At 53.6% G+C, this 16,073-nt stretch carries 15 protein-coding genes and 1 pseudogene; 11 read left to right on the top strand and 5 right to left on the bottom strand.

Going from position 1 to position 16,073, the window contains the following annotated elements; genetic code table 11:
- From LKK83_RS03645 to LKK83_RS03635, 3 genes are all read left to right on the top strand, one after another.
- Positions 1–591: hypothetical protein (locus LKK83_RS03645; RefSeq protein WP_324629498.1), on the top strand; the 591-nt coding region annotated here is incomplete at its 5' end.
- Positions 563–874 (top strand): hypothetical protein, encoded by a 312-nt coding sequence (locus LKK83_RS03640; protein WP_324629497.1) that lies wholly within the window; start codon positions 563–565, stop codon positions 872–874. The genes LKK83_RS03645 and LKK83_RS03640, both read left to right, overlap by 29 nt.
- Before the next feature lie 149 nt (positions 875–1,023).
- Positions 1,024–1,146, top strand: a complete 123-nt coding sequence (locus tag LKK83_RS03635) for a hypothetical protein (RefSeq protein ID WP_324629496.1) — start codon at positions 1,024–1,026, stop codon at positions 1,144–1,146.
- Positions 1,147–1,219: 73 nt separating this feature from the next.
- Here the strand turns inward: LKK83_RS03635 and LKK83_RS03630 are convergent, their stop codons facing one another.
- Complete coding sequence (locus tag LKK83_RS03630) at positions 1,220–2,278, bottom strand: HEAT repeat domain-containing protein (RefSeq protein WP_324629495.1); 1,059 nt, start codon at positions 2,276–2,278, stop codon at positions 1,220–1,222.
- Between the two features lie 483 nt (positions 2,279–2,761).
- Between LKK83_RS03630 and LKK83_RS03625 the strand changes: the two genes are divergently transcribed.
- The 3 genes from LKK83_RS03625 (at position 2,762) to LKK83_RS03615 (ending at position 8,310) form a co-directional block, all read left to right on the top strand.
- Entirely contained in the window at positions 2,762–4,300 is a 1,539-nt protein-coding gene (locus LKK83_RS03625; protein ID WP_324629494.1) for a ferredoxin--nitrite reductase, read from the top strand.
- A 200-nt stretch (positions 4,301–4,500) separates the two neighbouring features.
- Positions 4,501–6,021, top strand: coding sequence for an MFS transporter (locus LKK83_RS03620; protein ID WP_324629493.1), 1,521 nt, complete (start codon positions 4,501–4,503; stop codon positions 6,019–6,021).
- A gap of 51 nt (positions 6,022–6,072) precedes the next feature.
- Complete coding sequence (locus tag LKK83_RS03615; protein ID WP_324629492.1) at positions 6,073–8,310, top strand: molybdopterin oxidoreductase family protein; 2,238 nt, start codon at positions 6,073–6,075, stop codon at positions 8,308–8,310.
- Positions 8,311–8,361: 51 nt separating this feature from the next.
- On the opposite strand, the gene LKK83_RS03610 is transcribed toward LKK83_RS03615, so the two are convergent.
- A complete protein-coding gene (locus LKK83_RS03610; RefSeq protein WP_324629491.1) occupies positions 8,362–8,601 on the bottom strand; it encodes a hypothetical protein in 240 nt (79 codons plus the stop codon).
- A 133-nt stretch (positions 8,602–8,734) separates the two neighbouring features.
- Between LKK83_RS03610 and LKK83_RS03605 the strand changes: the two genes are divergently transcribed.
- From LKK83_RS03605 to LKK83_RS03590, 4 genes and pseudogenes are all read left to right on the top strand, one after another.
- The gene (locus LKK83_RS03605) at positions 8,735–9,193 is read left to right on the top strand and encodes a nitrate reductase associated protein (protein WP_324629489.1); all 459 of its coding nucleotides are present in this window, start codon (positions 8,735–8,737) and stop codon (positions 9,191–9,193) included.
- A 118-nt stretch (positions 9,194–9,311) separates the two neighbouring features.
- Positions 9,312–9,455 (top strand): annotated as a pseudogene (locus LKK83_RS03600) (LysR family transcriptional regulator); the annotation flags it as partial.
- Positions 9,456–9,523: 68 nt separating this feature from the next.
- Positions 9,524–10,576 (top strand): anthranilate phosphoribosyltransferase family protein, encoded by a 1,053-nt coding sequence (locus LKK83_RS03595; protein WP_324629488.1) that lies wholly within the window; start codon positions 9,524–9,526, stop codon positions 10,574–10,576.
- Positions 10,563–11,159 carry a molybdenum cofactor guanylyltransferase gene (locus LKK83_RS03590; protein ID WP_324629487.1) on the top strand — a complete coding sequence of 199 codons (597 nt, stop codon included), beginning with the start codon at positions 10,563–10,565 and terminating at the stop codon, positions 11,157–11,159. Before LKK83_RS03595 ends, LKK83_RS03590 begins: the two co-directional genes overlap by 14 nt.
- Before the next feature lie 157 nt (positions 11,160–11,316).
- On the opposite strand, the gene LKK83_RS03585 is transcribed toward LKK83_RS03590, so the two are convergent.
- From LKK83_RS03585 to LKK83_RS03575, 3 genes are all read right to left on the bottom strand, one after another.
- Positions 11,317–11,919 carry a pentapeptide repeat-containing protein gene (locus tag LKK83_RS03585; RefSeq protein ID WP_324629486.1) on the bottom strand — a complete coding sequence of 201 codons (603 nt, stop codon included), beginning with the start codon at positions 11,917–11,919 and terminating at the stop codon, positions 11,317–11,319.
- A 264-nt stretch (positions 11,920–12,183) separates the two neighbouring features.
- Entirely contained in the window at positions 12,184–12,741 is a 558-nt protein-coding gene (locus LKK83_RS03580; protein WP_324629485.1) for a pentapeptide repeat-containing protein, read from the bottom strand.
- A 402-nt stretch (positions 12,742–13,143) separates the two neighbouring features.
- The gene (locus LKK83_RS03575) at positions 13,144–14,988 is read right to left on the bottom strand and encodes an iron uptake porin (protein ID WP_324629483.1); all 1,845 of its coding nucleotides are present in this window, start codon (positions 14,986–14,988) and stop codon (positions 13,144–13,146) included.
- A gap of 289 nt (positions 14,989–15,277) precedes the next feature.
- Here LKK83_RS03575 and LKK83_RS03570 point away from each other — a divergent pair, with 289 nt between their 5' ends.
- Positions 15,278–15,613 carry a hypothetical protein gene (locus LKK83_RS03570; RefSeq protein ID WP_324629481.1) on the top strand — a complete coding sequence of 112 codons (336 nt, stop codon included), beginning with the start codon at positions 15,278–15,280 and terminating at the stop codon, positions 15,611–15,613.
- Positions 15,614–16,073 lie beyond the last annotated feature (460 nt).

Here is a 16,073-nt window from a genome sequence, read left to right as displayed (position 1 = left end):
TATAAGCGCAACCGAGAGGCGCTGCTTAACTTTTTGGGCGTGACGGCAGATGAACTCAATGCCTATATTGAGGGGGACTTGCCCCTGACGAAGCTGGTGCGGAACGTGATGAGCGCTCCGAATTGTGCAGTGGGGTTCGAGGAGATTGTGGAGCGCTTGCCTTACCTGAAATTTTCCGACAGGCTGCGCTTGTGGGAAACGCTCAACCAAACGATTTTGCAAGCCTTGCAACCGTTCCGCAGACACCTCGATCGCATTGGAATGGGTCGAACCCCGGAAGCGATCGCCGAGACACTCGCGACCCTTGCGCTGCAAGATTTGCTCGTTGCCGAGATGATGACTCGCGGAGTGCTGAAAGCTGAGAACGGATGGGAGAAATTAGCCTCGGAATCGACCCTCGAGGCGCAGCGGTTGCGGGAGTTAGCATCGGGAGCACCACCGACGGGTTCGGAACTTGGAGCAATTGAAGCGCTGCTAAAATCCACCCGGCAACCCGATGGTTCTCCCTGGAGCAAATCCGATTTAAAAGCGTTAGTCGATCGCGATTTTGGTGAAGGGGAGTTTGACGAAGAAGAGAAGAATAGAGTGTAGATTAGATGCGTTTTCCCTAGTCCCCCAAGACCCCAAAGACGAACCCGCCTCGGTACTCCTCGATCGCATTCGCGAGGAACGCGCCAACCAACCCAAAGCCAAAACCGCCAAAAAATCCAAGGCGAAAACTACCAAATCCACTGGAAAGCGGGGACGGAAGAAAGCACAACCGCCAGAACCCCCCGAATCGGACAACTCAGAACCGATTCAGCTAAAGCTACCCGGAATCGAGGAGGGTGGGGATTTTCCACGGGAAAGGCGATTTTTTGGGAAAGGATTCTAGGGATCTTCTGTTAGGTTGAAGGCTTTGCGGCGGATCCGGAGGTTCCAGCTTGAGAGAGTAGGGCACAGCAGATTATACCATTGTTCCAAAATAGTTTGAGAGATACTTTTGATCCGCCTTGCACAGAGGTGGATAGAGAGTTCAATCTCATGGGAAAGGGTGGAGGTGTAGAGGCGATGGGCGATATGGTCGCAGGCGGAGCGCTGCAAGATTTGCTCATTGCTGAGATGAGGAGTCGGGGACTGCTGAAAGCCGATCGCAGTTTAATTTAGAGCTGCAACAGTTAGCCGATGAAAACATTCCTTATTCCTTCAAATCCCCGCCCCTTTTCAGGAATGCGATCGCCTAACTTTGTTTCGTGCCAGCGCGAGCGTGCCAGCGGACCGCTTCATCGGGATCCTCCAGGAGCGATCGCACGATCGCCTGACTTTCCCGCTGGTTGAAATTCCCCAATCCCAGGGCGATCGCCTGACGGATGTGAGGACTTTCCCGCTGGGGGGGATTGGCATACCACCAATTGACCAAACCCTGCACCACCTGAGGTGTCAGGAGCGGATCGCGGATTTGGCAGAGAATCCGGATTGTCTCCGCACAGAGGCCCTCATGGGGAACAGAGAGCGCCGAGAGCAACCCCTCAATTGCCTCCGGATGTTCGATCCAACCCAAAGCGCGAATCAAATCGAACTGAAGCGGCGGGGGGGTATGGGCCGATCGCAGCATTCGCGCCAGCACCGAAATCCCTGTCGGTGTGCCAATCCGAGACAGGGCGATCGCCGCTTGTTGCGCCACACTCAGATCCAAATCGAGCAGTTGCGCCTCCAACAGCGCCACCGCATCCACCTCCGGGGCAAAATCGCCATACAACCCCAGGGCGATGGTTGCTTCGCGGCGAACCCGCGCCCCCAGATCCTTCAACCCTTGCAAAATCAGCGGAATTGCTCGCCGATCGCGACGAGTTGCCAACACCGCCAAAATTTCCGCTCGCACTTCCCGATTCCCCTCATCCCACAGCGGAAACAACGGTTCGATCGCCCCTGGGTGACGAACCTGAGCCAACGTGCGAATCGCCAATACCTGCCAGGGTTTTTCCCGTAACAGTTCACTCAAAGGCGCGATCGCCGGTTCCCCCAGAGTCGCCAACCCGCGCGCCGCCATTGCGCGCACATCCTCATCCACTGACGCAGTTGTGACCCAATTCACCAACGTAGCGATCGCCGCCGAATCGTCGAACTGGGCGATCGCCTGAGCCGCAAACCAACCTAACTCAGCATCATCGGGATGCGATCGCAACAACTCCAAAATACCTTCCAACGCCGATCGCCCAAAACTCGGCAACCGTTTAGCCGCCTCCCAGCGATCGGCAAACTCTCCCCACTCCAAAACCTCCAACATCGCACTTAGCATCTCAGACCGATTCTCAGACGCAACTTGACCGCATCCATTGCGGCGCGAAGGTGAAGACGACGAAACAAAAGTCATGGCAATCCGGAATTCCAAACATCAGCCAAACAGACGAGCAACTCGTCTGACCCTAGCTTGACCCACCATCCTCATAGATGCCAAGGCACTCAGCCCCCATTTCAGCCGATGTGATGTAGGAATTGCATCAGACTCATGCAAAATTCAAAAAAAACAAAAGTTTTGGTAGTGAATATTACCAAACTTCAATTTCCCTTCTTTTAACGTGAAGACAACTCGACCAAAAAACTCCATTTTCCAGACCCATCCATCTCTGTACTCTCTCCCCTTCTCCGACTTCAACTAGCAAAAACAATCAAACCCCTATGATTACCAAAAAAACAGAACCAACAGCGTATCCCTAGGCAAACCACCATTTTTCGTCCTTCTGGCTCCAAAAAAACCTCAGTAGTCTAAAAAACCCATTCCATGATTCAATCTGTATCTCCTCCCGTAAAACTCAACAAATTCGAGAAATACAAATTCGAGAAAGACGGTTTAGCCGTTAAAAACGAACTCGAACAGTTTGCCAAAATCGGTTGGCAAGCCCTAGATGAAAACGACCTAATTCACCGACTGAAATGGCTCGGAATTTTTTTCCGACCCGTCACCCCCGGTAAATTCATGTTGCGGATGCGGATTGCCAACGGCATCCTCAGCGCCGAACAAATGCGAGTATTAGCCAGCATCGTGCAACGCTATGGAGACGAAGGCAGCGCCGACATCACCACCAGGCAAAACCTGCAACTGCGCGGCATTCGTTTTGAAGACTTCCCCGAAATCTTCAAACAACTCCACCAAGCCGGCTTAACCAGCATTCAATCCGGGATGGACAACGTTCGCAACATCACCGGTTCCCCGGTGGCGGGCATTGACGCAGGGGAATTTATCGACACCCTCCCTTTGTGCCAAGCCATTCAGGATGCCATCACCAACCAGGGAGAAGGCAATCCCGAATTTACGAACCTCCCGCGAAAATTCAACATTGCCGTTGCCGGTGGTCGAGATAACTCGGTTCACGCAGAAATCAACGACCTCGCCTACGTGCCCGCCTTCAAAAACGGCGAATTTGGCTTCAACGTGCTCGTGGGTGGTTTCTTCTCCGCCAAACGCTGCGACGCCGCCATCCCCTTGAATGCCTGGGTGAAACCCCAGCAACTCAGCGACCTCAGTTGTGCGATTCTGCGCGTCTTCCGAGATAATGGCTCTCGTGCCAATCGGCAAAAATCGCGATTAATGTGGCTGATCGATGAGTGGGGACTGGAAAAATTCCGCGCCGCCGTGGAAGCCGAAGTGGGCTTTCCCCTTGCGGAAGCCGCCCCGAAAGATGAAATAGCCTGGGAAAAACGGGATTGTGTGGGCATCCATCCGCAAAAGCAACAAGGACTTCATTATGCCGGACTTCACGTTCCCGTGGGTCGCCTGAGAGCCGATCGCATGTTTGAAGTGGCGCGACTGGCACAAGTCTACGGCAACGGAGAAATTCGCCTCACTGTGGAACAAAACCTTATTATCTCTCACATCGAAACGGCCAAACTCGATGCCTTCCAACAAGAACCCCTCTTGAGAGAATTTTCCCTCACCCCAGCGCCCCTCGTGCGGGAACTCGTCTCCTGTACCGGCGCGCAATTCTGTAACTTTGCCCTAGTGGAAACCAAACAGCGTGCCTTGGCACTCGCCCAAGAACTCACCGAAGAACTGGCATTGAGCCAAAAAGTCCGCATCCACTGGACCGGCTGTCCCAACTCCTGCGGTCAACCTCAAGTCGCCGACATTGGCTTGATGGGAACCAAAACTCGCAAAGATGGCAAAACTGTGGAAGCCGTGGATATCTATATGGGCGGTAAAGTGGGGAAAGATGCAAAACTCGGCGATCGCGTGATGAAAGCCATTCCCTGCGACGAACTCAAATCCGTACTGCGCGATCTGCTGATCGAACAATTTGGGGCAACGGAAAAACCCTGCTAATCTCGCGTCCCGTGGATGCCTCACGCGAAGCGGGCAATTGAAATTGCGCCGAGGCTGAGGAAACTCGAAGCCCAACGCGGAGTCATCCTTTGTGCGAGGATTCCTCCGGAGACGATATGCACTCGAGAGGCGGAGATTGTCTCCGTCTGCCCCTGCGCGATCGCCTTTTAATTCGTAATCAAGATCCTGTCTGTCGAACTATGTTAACCCAACTTCTTTCTCTACGCGGTCGTTACCGCATTCTACATCTCTCTTGGTTCGCGTTTTTCCTCTCCTTTGTGGTCTGGTTTAACTTTGCTCCTCTAGCCACCATCATTCGCGAGGATCTGGGGTTAAGTGTGGAGCAAATCCGCACCCTGGGCATCTGTAACGTGGCGCTTACGGTTCCCGCGCGGATTCTGATTGGCATGTTACTCGATCGCTTCGGACCGCGTTTAACTTACTCCATCCTATTAGTCTATGCGGCTATTCCCTGTGGTTTGTTTGCGATCGCCCAAGACTTCAACACCCTGGTTGTGAGTCGTTTGATGCTCAGCATTGTGGGGGCAGGGTTTGTGATTGGCATTCGCATGGTAGCCGAGTGGTTCCCCCCCAAAGAAATTGGCTTAGCAGAAGGCATTTATGGCGGTTGGGGCAACTTTGGTTCGGCGGCGGCAGCTTTTACCCTGCCCTCCGTTGCCCTAGGCTTATCGTTCCTCGCCGGAGGCGCAGCCAACTGGCGGTTAGCCATTGCTCTGACTGGGGTAGCGGCGGCTGTCTATGGTATAATTTACTTCTTTAACGTGGAAGATACGCCTCCAGGCAAAGAATATCGCCGCCCGAATCGCGCCAGTGGTTTAGAAGTTACCAGCCGCAAAGATTTCTTCTTCTTGATGCTGATGAACGTTCCCCTGGTGGGCATTCTGGGACTGCTGGCATGGCGCTTACATCAAGTGGGATTCCTCGATCGCCCCGCATTATTCCTGGTGTGGACTGCTTTGGTGGGACTGTATCTCTTCCAAACCTACGGCTGCTGGCAAACGAACGCCAAACTGCTGCGGGGCGAAAAACGCTATCCCCCGGAAGACCGCTACAAATTCAATCAAGTTGCCATTTTAGAACTCACCTATGTGGTTAACTTTGGCTCTGAGTTGGCGGTGGTGTCCATGTTACCCGCTTTCTTTGAAACCACCTTTCGCTTAAACCCAGCACAGGCGGGGATGATTGCTGCCAGTTATGCCTTTATGAACCTGATGTCTCGTCCCGGTGGTGGCTTAATCTCCGACTCTCTGGGCAGCCGGAAATGGACGATGACGGTGTTAACGGGAACCATGAGCATTGGCTACTTGTTTATGAGCCGAGTCTCTGATACTTGGTTTCTGCCGGCGGCTATTCTGCTGACGATGGCTTGTTCTTTCTTCGTGCAAGCTGGGGAAGGGTCAACCTATGCCATTGTTCCCCTGGTCAAACGTCGCGTTACCGGACAGATTGCGGGCAATGTGGGCGCGTATGGCAATGTAGGTGCGGTGGCGTATCTCACCCTATTCAGCCTGCTGCCCGAAGGTGCGATGGGAAATCAGATTTTCTTCCAAACCTTGGGACTTTGCTCGATGGTGGTGGCGTTCCTCTGTGCTTTCTTCCTGAAAGAACCCCAAGGCTCTTTTGCCGATTTCCACGAGGGGGAAGACATGGAGGAGACGGCCCATATCCCCACCTTGGTGAATGAAATCGGTTCTGAGTGAATTCGCCTTGTGCCACTTTCTCACATTTGACTTTTTGACTGGAGACTGACGATGACCACAGCCCCTACAAAAACCCTCTGTCCCTATTGCGGTGTGGGTTGCGGATTGGAAGTGCAACCGCCGGCACTGCCTGGAAAAGCGACGAACCGCGATGAGGCGGGCACCCCAACTTGGCGAGTTCGGGGCGATCGCCAACATCCCTCGAGTCGAGGTCGTGTCTGTATTAAAGGCGCAACCGTTGCCGAATCTTTGGACAAAAACCGCCTCAAATATCCCCTGATGCGGAACTCCCTGGATGAGCCTTTCCGCCGCGTCAGTTGGGATGAGGCACTCGATCGCATCGTCAACCGCATCCGGGCGGTTCGCGCCGCCTATGGCAGCCATACCATTTGTATGTATGGGTCGGGACAGTTCCAAACCGAGGACTACTATGTAGCCCAAAAACTAATGAAAGGCTGTCTGGGCACGAATAATTTTGATGCTAACTCCCGCCTCTGTATGTCTTCAGCGGTGGCAGGGTATATCCAAAGTTTCGGATCCGATGGGCCTCCCTGTTGTTATGACGATTTGGAGAAAACCCAGTGCGCCTTCCTGATTGGCACCAACGCGGCGGAATGTCACCCGATCGCCTTTAACCGACTGCGGGAGTATCGCAAGAAAAACCGCCAGGTAAAATTAGTGGTGGTCGATCCGCGAGCAACTCCCACCGCCAAAGCGGCGGATTTGCATCTCGCCATTCGTCCGGGCACCGATATCGAGTTACTGCATGGCATTGGGCACTTGCTATTGCGCTGGCAAGCGATCGATTCTTTGTTTATCGAGGATTGTACTCGCGGCTTTGCCAAATATACCCAAGTGCTGGACAAGTATCCCCCGGAACTGGTGGCCCGTCAGTGTGGGATTTCTCTGGAGGAGTTGGAACAGGCGGCGCGCTATTGGGCGGAAAATGAGCGGGTGCTGTCGATGTGGTCGATGGGGCTGAATCAGTCTTCTGAGGGGACGGCGAAGGTGCGATCGCTGATTAATCTGCATCTAATGACCGGGGCGATCGGCAAACCCGGCGCAGGTCCGTTTTCTCTCACCGGCCAACCCAACGCGATGGGGGGTCGGGAAGCCGGGGGTCTGGCACATTTACTCCCCGGATATCGGGTGGTCGCCAATCCCGAACATCGCGCCGCAGTAGAACGTCACTGGGGACTTCCGGAAGGGCAAATCGACTCTACCCCGGGGTTGGCGGCGTGGGATATGATGTTAGGACTCGAAGCAGATAGGGTGCAGTTCCTCTGGGTGGCGGCAACCAATCCGGCGGTGAGTATGCCGGATATCGAACGTACCAAGGCGGCATTGCGGCGATCGCCCTTTACCCTGTATCAAGATGCCTACTACCCTACGGAAACCGCCGAATATGCCCATGTCTTGCTCCCGGCAGCCCAATGGGGAGAAAAAACCGGCACCATGACCAACTCGGAACGCATGGTGACGCTCTGTCCCAAGTTCCGCGATGCCCCCGGTGAGGCCCGCCCGGATTGGGAAATCTTCGCCGAAGTCGGACGACGACTGGGATTCGAGCGACAATTTCCCTTCCGCGATTCTCACCAAGTCCACCAGGAGTTTGTCTCCTTGACAAAAGGCCGAGTGTGTGATATGAGTGGGGTCACTTACGACCTCCTGCAACGAGAACCCATCCAGTGGCCCCAACCGGCAGGGGTCGAATTTGACCCCGAAACCCGCTACAGCAAGCGACTCTATGAAGATTTCCGCTTCCCTACTCCAGATGGACGGGCGCGGTTCGGTCACGCCCATGCCCGAGGCTTAGCAGAACCCCCGAACCCGGACTATCCCTTTGTTCTCACAACCGGGCGGGTCTACGAACATTGGCATACCCAAACGCGCACCGGCCATATTTCTAAAATCACCAAAAAACATCCCCACCCCTTTGTTGAGGTTCATCCCCGGGATGCCAAAAAATTAGACATTGTAGATGGAATGTGGGTGCGGTTGCTCTCCCGTCGGGGACAAGGAAAGTTCAAAGCCCGGGTGACGAAAGCCATTTCCCCAGGAACGCTGTTTGTTCCCATGCACTGGGGCTTCCTCTGGGCAGACAATGCCGAAGCCAATGCTCTCACTCACCCAGAAGTCTGTCCCGATTCTCTGCAACCGGAGTTAAAAGCCTGTGCGGTGCGGTTAATGCCCCTTACCGTGGAGTTGTCAGGTCTGCAAATCGCTGCTGAGGATTCCTCGGCACCCCCGCCGATTTCCCTGCACGAACTCATCCAAGCGGGGGATTGAAATACCGCCGGGGCAGGATTAGTTGTAGGGTGGGCATTGCCCCCCCACCCCCTATCGAATGTTCGGTTTAGGACTCGGATTCCGGGTGGGAGTCCAGAGGGTGGCTTCGCTGGGAATCTCCCAGTGGCGCTGGGGATAGTTGGACAGGGCTTTTAATTGAAAGATGGGAATGGATCCTACGAGTAATGAGGCGATGAGGACACTAACGATAATTTCATGGATGTTCTCCCGAATCGGCGGTTGCTTGGTCTCATCACGGTGGCGGCTAAATCGATCGCGATCGGCATTCATAGAAATAAGGGCATGGTGAACGGCGAATGGTAGGCAAGTAACCTGTGGTGCCTTTTATTTTAGGGGCGATCGCCCTTAAATTCCCTGTTTCGCAAAAAAATGTAATAAAATTGACAGAATTAACGGAGCACTCATGCAAACCGACCTAAAATTTTTTCAGTTTGAAGCCGATTTTGTGGAGTCGTTGCGCTGCATCCCGATGCAGGTGCGCTACAAACTCGATACCTGTGGCGTGAAGTTGAAACTGCACCACTGGCATGAGTTGGAAACGGCGCAACGAGAGATGCTGGTGGAGACCCCCTGCGAAACTGCAGCGCAAATTGCCCACTATCGCGATCTGTTGCGTCGCCTGGTGCGCGATCGCAGCGGGGAGACGCCGAAAGATTTAGCCGTGGATTCCAATCCTCCCTGGCTGAGGGAGACGGTTCCGGATACGGTCCGGGAGAAGGCGCGATCGCTCGATATCGCGATCGGCGATCGGCAATGGGCCACCCTGACTCCCTTGCAGCGCTTCGCCCTTCTCAAACTCAGTCGCCCCAGTCACGAAAACCGGAATTTCTATCCCGCCGTGCAAGAGTTCGGGCTATTGTGAGTCCATACCCCTGCGCCCTTTCTCCCCGGCTGGAGTGTGGTGCCGTATCAATGCTTACTTTTTCGGCGGTTGTTTCTTCTGTAGAGTAAAAAGGTTCACATAAAGACCCAAGAGCCGAATGCGATTAGAGCAATTGCAGGCATTTTTAACCGTTGCGCAGATGGGAAGTTTTCAGAAAGCGGCCCGTTTGTGTCAGGTAACGCAGTCCACTGTCAGCCGCCCGGTGCAGGGGTTGGAAACCGCATTGGGGTTGAGTCAGTTCCCAGCAGTTAGCAGACCAGAATCAGAGCCACAGGTGGTTCGAACAATCGCCCTTTCAATGGCATAACGATGAGCTACAACTTTCGCCCCTTTATTCAAAAAGTCGGCAGCGGATCTCATACCGGAAAGAATCTTAGCCGGGAGGAAGCCGCTTCGGCAATGGCGATGATGCTGAGTGGAGAAGCAACCCCCGCGCAGATCGGAGCTTTTTTGATTGCCCATCGCATTCAACGCCCTCAAGGAGAAGAGTTGGCGGGATTTTTGGATGCTTGCGATCGCTTTGCGCAGAAACTCCCCGCCATCGATCGCCCGGTTACGGTGTTAGGCTGTCCCTACGATGGGCGATCGCGCACAGCTCCCGTCACGGCAATCTCTGCCCTCGGGTTAGCAGTGCAGGGGGTTCCCACCCTCTGTCATGGCAGCGACCGAATGCCGACGAAATATGGCATGCCCTTCATCGAGGTTTGGCGAGGTTTAGGGCTAGATTGGACTGTCTTATCGCGCGATCGGCTCGCGGAAACCTTAGCCCGCCACGGGTTAAGCTTCTACTACCAACCCCACTGGTTCGGTGCCGCCGAATCCTTAGTTCCCTATCGCGATCAACTGGGCAAACGTCCCCCGGTTGCCACGATGGAACTGATGTGGAATCCCTACGCCGGCGACACCCATCTGGTCTGTGGTTTCGTCCATCCCCCCACAGAGGGACTCTTTCAAACGGCTCTCAGTTTGCGGCAGCAAACCTGTTTTACCACCGTGAAAGGATTAGAAGGGAGTTGCGACTTGCCCCGCACTCGCCCCGCCATTATCGGACAATTGGGAAAACCCGGTGCAAGCTGTAAATCCCCCAGTTGGCAGCGGTTACACCTTCACCCCCGGGAGTACGATCTCGGTGGCAAAGATGTCGCGTTGGAATCGGTTGCGGCATATCTGGAAGATTTGCGCGGCACGTTAGCGGGGGAAAATACCCCTCTCACTCCTGCCGCTATTTGGAATCTGGGCTTTTATCTGTGGCGCTGTGGGGTATGCTCCAGTTTGGAGGCAGGGTTGAAGCTTGGGGAAGAGATGCTCCTGCAGGGGCAACTGATGGAGAAAGTACGGGAATTGCAAGATGAACTCAGTTAACGTGAAAGCGGCGATTCTCGCCGGGGGTCAAAGTCTCCGCATGGGGGAAGATAAATCGTTACTCCTGTGGGATGGGGTTCCCCTGTTACGACGGGTATATGATGTGGCAGCGAGTCTGGTGGATGAGGTGATGGTGATGACGCCTAGGCCCGATCGCTATGCAGACATTTTGCCCTCTACCTGTGAGTGGTTGAGCGATCGACAACCGGGGGCAGGTCCGTTAGTGGCATTGCAACAGGTGTTGCAGGATTGTCAGAATACCGAGATTGACTGGATTTGGCTGTTGGGATGCGATTTACCGCGTTTGGATGGGGAGATTTTAGGGGGTTGGCTGCAGGAGTTGCCAACCCATCCCCCGGATTGTGGGGTTGCGGTGGCTCGTTCTCAGGCGGGTTGGGAACCCCTGTGTGGCTTCTATCGCCCTGCGGTCTTGCCCCAGTTAGAAGGGTTTATTGCGGCAGGGGGGCGATCGTTCCAAAGTTGGCTGGATGGAGTGTCTCACTATCGCATTCCCCTGGGAGATGCGGAACGGCAGATGTTATATAACTGTAACTATCCGGCAGATTTGAGCGGGCAAGCGTAGCCGGGGGCTACGCTTGCCCGAACTGTTTATATCGCCTCTGGAGGACTAGCAATCAAGAAGAATTAGTCTTTGTCATGGGGACTATAGCGCTGGCGCGACCGGGCTATGCTACGGCTGGCACAGGGGCGATTTCAATCGCCCGCGCGCGATCGCGACTTTATCTCAACAGCGATCGCGCCGGATCGGTCCATTCCATCACCGTTGCCTCGATCGCACTCCCGTCATCCACGATCGCTCCATTCAGATTCGCACCGGCCAGATTTGCCTCATCCAACTGCACCCCGTTGAGATTCGCACCGGCCAGATTTGCCATGCTTAAGTTACTCTGGCTGAAGTTGGCCTCCCGCAAGTCTGCCATGCCCAGATTGGCTCCAGTGAGATTTGCCCCGGTCAAGTCAGCTTCGCACAACTCGCTAAAGCTCAAGTTGGCATTGTCTAGCCTCACATTACTTAAGTTTGCTTTCCATAGATTGGCCTCGAACAGATTGGCATCGCGCAGATGGGCATTCACCAGCTTGGTATCGGACAAGTTTGCCCGAAACAGGTTCGCCCCGGTCAAGATGGCCTCACTTAAATCGGCACTTTGTAAATTGGCTTCACTTAAGTCAGCACCTTGTAGGTTAGCACCCCGGAGATCGCACCCCTGACATTGTTTGGTTTCGAGTAACCGTCGCAGGTCTGCCGAATTTTCGGCTGTGGCTGGACTCCCAAACCCGATCGCGATCGGTAAAACTAAAGCCACTACTGTGCTGAATTTCATTGATGTTCCCCCCCATCGGTTAACTTGTTGTTTAGCTTTCCCGAGGGAAGGCGAATGCTAACATCGCGATCGCCTCTTTTCTGTCACTTTGCGATAGCCATACATTTTTCGCTACAGCGGAAAAACCTACCCCAATTACATTCCTCCAACTTTCGCTTTCTCATCCCCAGGGTAACATTTTATTTAAAAAACCCTTAGCAAATCGCCAAGGGTTTAAATCGCAACTAAATTTCATTGGTGAAAATTTAATCCGCTGTCTTGAATTTAACGCGAATAGCCGATCGCATTAGTGAAGTTCCCCCCTCTAACCCCCAGCAAATTCGCGCCAAACAGATTGGCTGCATTAAAATTCGCACCTAATAAATTCGCACCTCTGAGGTTAGCGGCGTTGAGATTGGCGCGAAACAAATTGGCATCGCGCAAATTGGCATTCACCAATTGAGCGCCGCCGAGGTTAGCCGCCGTCAAATTTGCATCTTTGAAAATGGCCTCATTCACCTTAGCATCCACTAAGTTAGCCACGGAGAGATCCGCACCGCTCAAATCGGCACCGCTGAGAGTGGCTCCACTTAAGTTAGCTCCCTGGAGGTTGGCACCGCTGAGGTTAGCACCGCTGAGGTTGGCACCGCTGAAGTTGGCTCCCCGCAGATCGGCATTTGCCAAGTCCCTACCGCTGAGGTCGGTATTGGTTAAATTAAAGCCGGGGCCTTCTCGGGTTTCGAGCAACTGTTGAACCGGGGTGGGATTTTCGGCGATCGCGGCTGTACTCAATCCCAGTGTGGCGGTTAACAATGCAGTGATTCCTAAAGTTGTCAGTTTCATGTTTGCCTTTCCTCCCTGCTGTTGGCGATTATTGTACCGACTCCATCGGCTTAATCTTGCAATTACTGAATTTTTTCAGGATTGCCCCGCCCCCTACCAACGCCACAGGTTGGCGTGGTTTGCAACCCTCGTTTTGCTAAAGATTTCAGTATATACGTACAGCATACCACAAAAGCTTAAAAATCGGCAAGTTTGAGGCGATAAAATTAGAGCGGAATTGGATTCCCATCCTCCGAAAATTGAACCGGAGGCGCTGGCGGGTAATCCGGTGCCGGGTGGGAAACTCAAATGGCGTTAATTCTGAGAAAAGGGATAAGGCGGGGGCGGGTTTGCTGTTAGCAGTTGGCACCAATTGAGCTGCTAAAAAAACCGCCCCCATGCTGGTGGTTGGCCGAATCGGACCTAGAAGGTAAATTGGGTGTTTACGGTGCCGGTGTAGATGGTGGGGTTGGCGTCGAAGTTGTTAGGATTGCCGATCGCGTAAAGGGAGGGAATAATGGCAATGCGATCGCTCAGCGGGAAATAATAGGCGGCTTCAAACTCGTATTGGGTACCGCCATCACCCCCGCCAGACACCAGGAATTCCTCACCGTCCAACAGGTCAAAGGGAACGACATAGGTGAGAGTTGCCAAGGCACCTTGTTTTCCCAAGTCGGGAAATGCCACTCCCAGTTGCAGGGATTGTGCGGTGACATCCCCGCCGGAAATGCTGTCGGTTTCCGGGGTTAAGTGAGTGGTAGCGTAGGTATAGCGTCCGAATACCCCGAATTTGGGGGCGATGAGCCAATCGAAGTTAATGCCAAAGGCATCGGCGGTGGCATCTTCCAAGGAACCACCGAAGCCATCATCGGCGACGCCAAGCAGGGGGCGGGTTTTAATTTGGCCGTCCACTGGGGCGATCGCGGAGCGATCGTAGAGCAATCGCACATTGAGATTGGGCGTGGGAGAATAGGTTAACTGCGCGGTAAAGGCACGGTTGCCATCAAATAATCCCACGGTGGGATTGGCGGAATCCAGTCCGCCCACGTAACCCAGGCGCAGATCGAACTGTTCGCTCATCCCCCAAGTGAGAACCGCACCGGAACCTCGTGTCAAGTCATTTACCAGGGGGCTGCCAAAGGTGTTGAAACCACTGGCTCCCTTGCCGATGGAGGAGGTAAAGGCGTTAGTATCGAAATAGCGCGACCAAAAGAACTGCGGTCCGACGGCGAGTTGTACGGAGGAGGTCACGGGAAAGCTATAAAAGGCTTCCACGATAACCAGCTCGTTCGGGTTGGCGCTGGGGGTAAAGTCTAAGGTGGAAACGCCAAAGGTGTTAAACAAGCCGGCTGAGGTATAGTTGTTGGCGGGGGAGTTGCCATTTCCCGCCGCCAAGGTGGCGATCAGACTGTCTTCACCGGTAAAGGATGTGGTGAGAAACAAGAGGGTGACTTGGGAAAAGGTGGTTTGGGGGTCGTCTTTCACTTTGGTGACGATCGGCTCCCCATTTGCGCCCCGGGCGGCGGCACTGAAAACGTCGTTGGGGTCGATGCGGTTAACTCTCACATCGCCTTGGGTGCCTGCAGTTGCTAGGTTAAAGGTGACGACGCCGTTGAGTTTGGTGATGGTGGAGAATTGATTGCCCGCAATCAAGGCAGTGCGCGCTTCTAAATTATCGAGGCGCTGTCGCACTTGCGCCAGTTCGGTGGCAAAGTCGGTTTGCAAGCGCTCGATCGCCCGCCAGTCTTCTGCGGTAATCCGATCGCGATCGCGCTGCAGCAGTTGCTCGATGCGCCCTAATGCCGCATTTAGCCCCACGGCAAATTCATAGCGAGTTAGGGCGCGATCGCCTCGGAAGGTGCCATCGGGATAGCCGGCGATCGCCCCGTAGCGCTCCACCAAAGACTGCAATGCTTGAAATGCCCAATCCGTTGGCTGGACGTCGGAGAGTTGAGACACCGAGGTAATGTCCGCTAAGGGATTGGTTCCTTCTGCGCTTGTGGACTGGGAAACCCCTTCTCCCGTTGGTTTGGGATCTGAGCGATCGCCTTCGGTTCTGGAAAACCATCCCTCGGTTTCGCGAGTTAAATCCGCATAGAACTGGGGCGACTCTGTGAGTTCTGGAGTTAAAAAATCGGCAGGCTGTATGGAGGAGGCGACAGATCCGGGGGAAGCCACAGCATCTACAGCGGTTGCATCCCGATTCCCCTGCACCGCGAGGGTAGCCGTTTCCCCCCACAAGGTAGCGACTACAAGAGCTGCACTCATTCTGAGGGCAACCCAAAACAATTTGCTCATAGTTTCTGCGTGCGTCTATTTGTTGGGTTTAAGCTTTGCGAACAGCTTGTAGTACACCCCAAGGATTGACACCAATTATTTTGTTCCTAGCATAAACTAAAAATCTCTCTCGGCATGGGTAGAATTGTAACGATTTTGTAAAGATTTGCTACGTTTCTGAGACCTTCCCGGAAATCTGGAATGGAGACCCTCCCCCGCCCCCACCGCATTTTAAGCCAACGTCGCGATCGCCGCCCTCCCGTCTCCATTCCCAAACTCATTGAGTGCGATCGCCAGTGAAGGTCACAACAACAAAGCCAAAACTCTAACTTTTGCTAGATGTCTGGGCAAATCGCGATCGGCTAATCTCGAGATAGAACGAATGCAGCAATCGGAGCAACTTTCCATGACTACCCAGCAAGATGCCCGCAAATTAAACACAGAAGAACGACAACAAACAGATTTGCGACAAGAATCCATGTCCCATCGTGCCGCGCAAGAAGTAGAAAATCCCCCGGCGAATGGGACTGAAGAAAAAGCCAGAGAATCAATTGCTCAAAAGCGACAGCACGAAGAACTGCGCGAAGACTCGATGAGCGAACGTGCTGCAGAATAAAAAATTTATTTGCTTCTCGTCGCTCCTTCGGGATGCGGCTGATTTATGCAAAATTTTACCGTTAAACTGTAGGGTGGGCATTGCCCACCCCGTTTTATTTTAACCAATTAAAATTTCTCTATAAACCTGTGCAAAATATTGAAAACAAGCAATAAAATCGGGCAAAATGAAATGATTTGAATATCCAAGGCAGAGGGGAACAGCTCATGCTGGGAACGAGGGGCAAATGGATGAATAATTATCTGCATTTAATCCCTCGAAGAGTTAGACTCATAAAAAGCTATGAAAATTAGATGTAAAAGAAGTCCGGGGATGGTTCTGAGAGATTCGGGATAGAAAATCCACTTGAGTCGCGCCGATCGCGGCTTTCGTCGCCTTTTGTCTGCGTTGGGTGACAGAAATCAGGGAGTTCACGGTTTCGCCGGGACAAACATGGAAGACTATGCTGTAAGAAGTACAA

Source organism: Phormidium sp. CCY1219 (genome assembly GCF_035615515.1).
GTDB lineage: Bacteria > Cyanobacteriota > Cyanobacteriia > Cyanobacteriales > Laspinemataceae > CCY1219.
The sequence above is the reverse complement of the archived record's forward strand: the minus strand, read 5'-3'. Positions and strand labels throughout refer to the sequence as shown.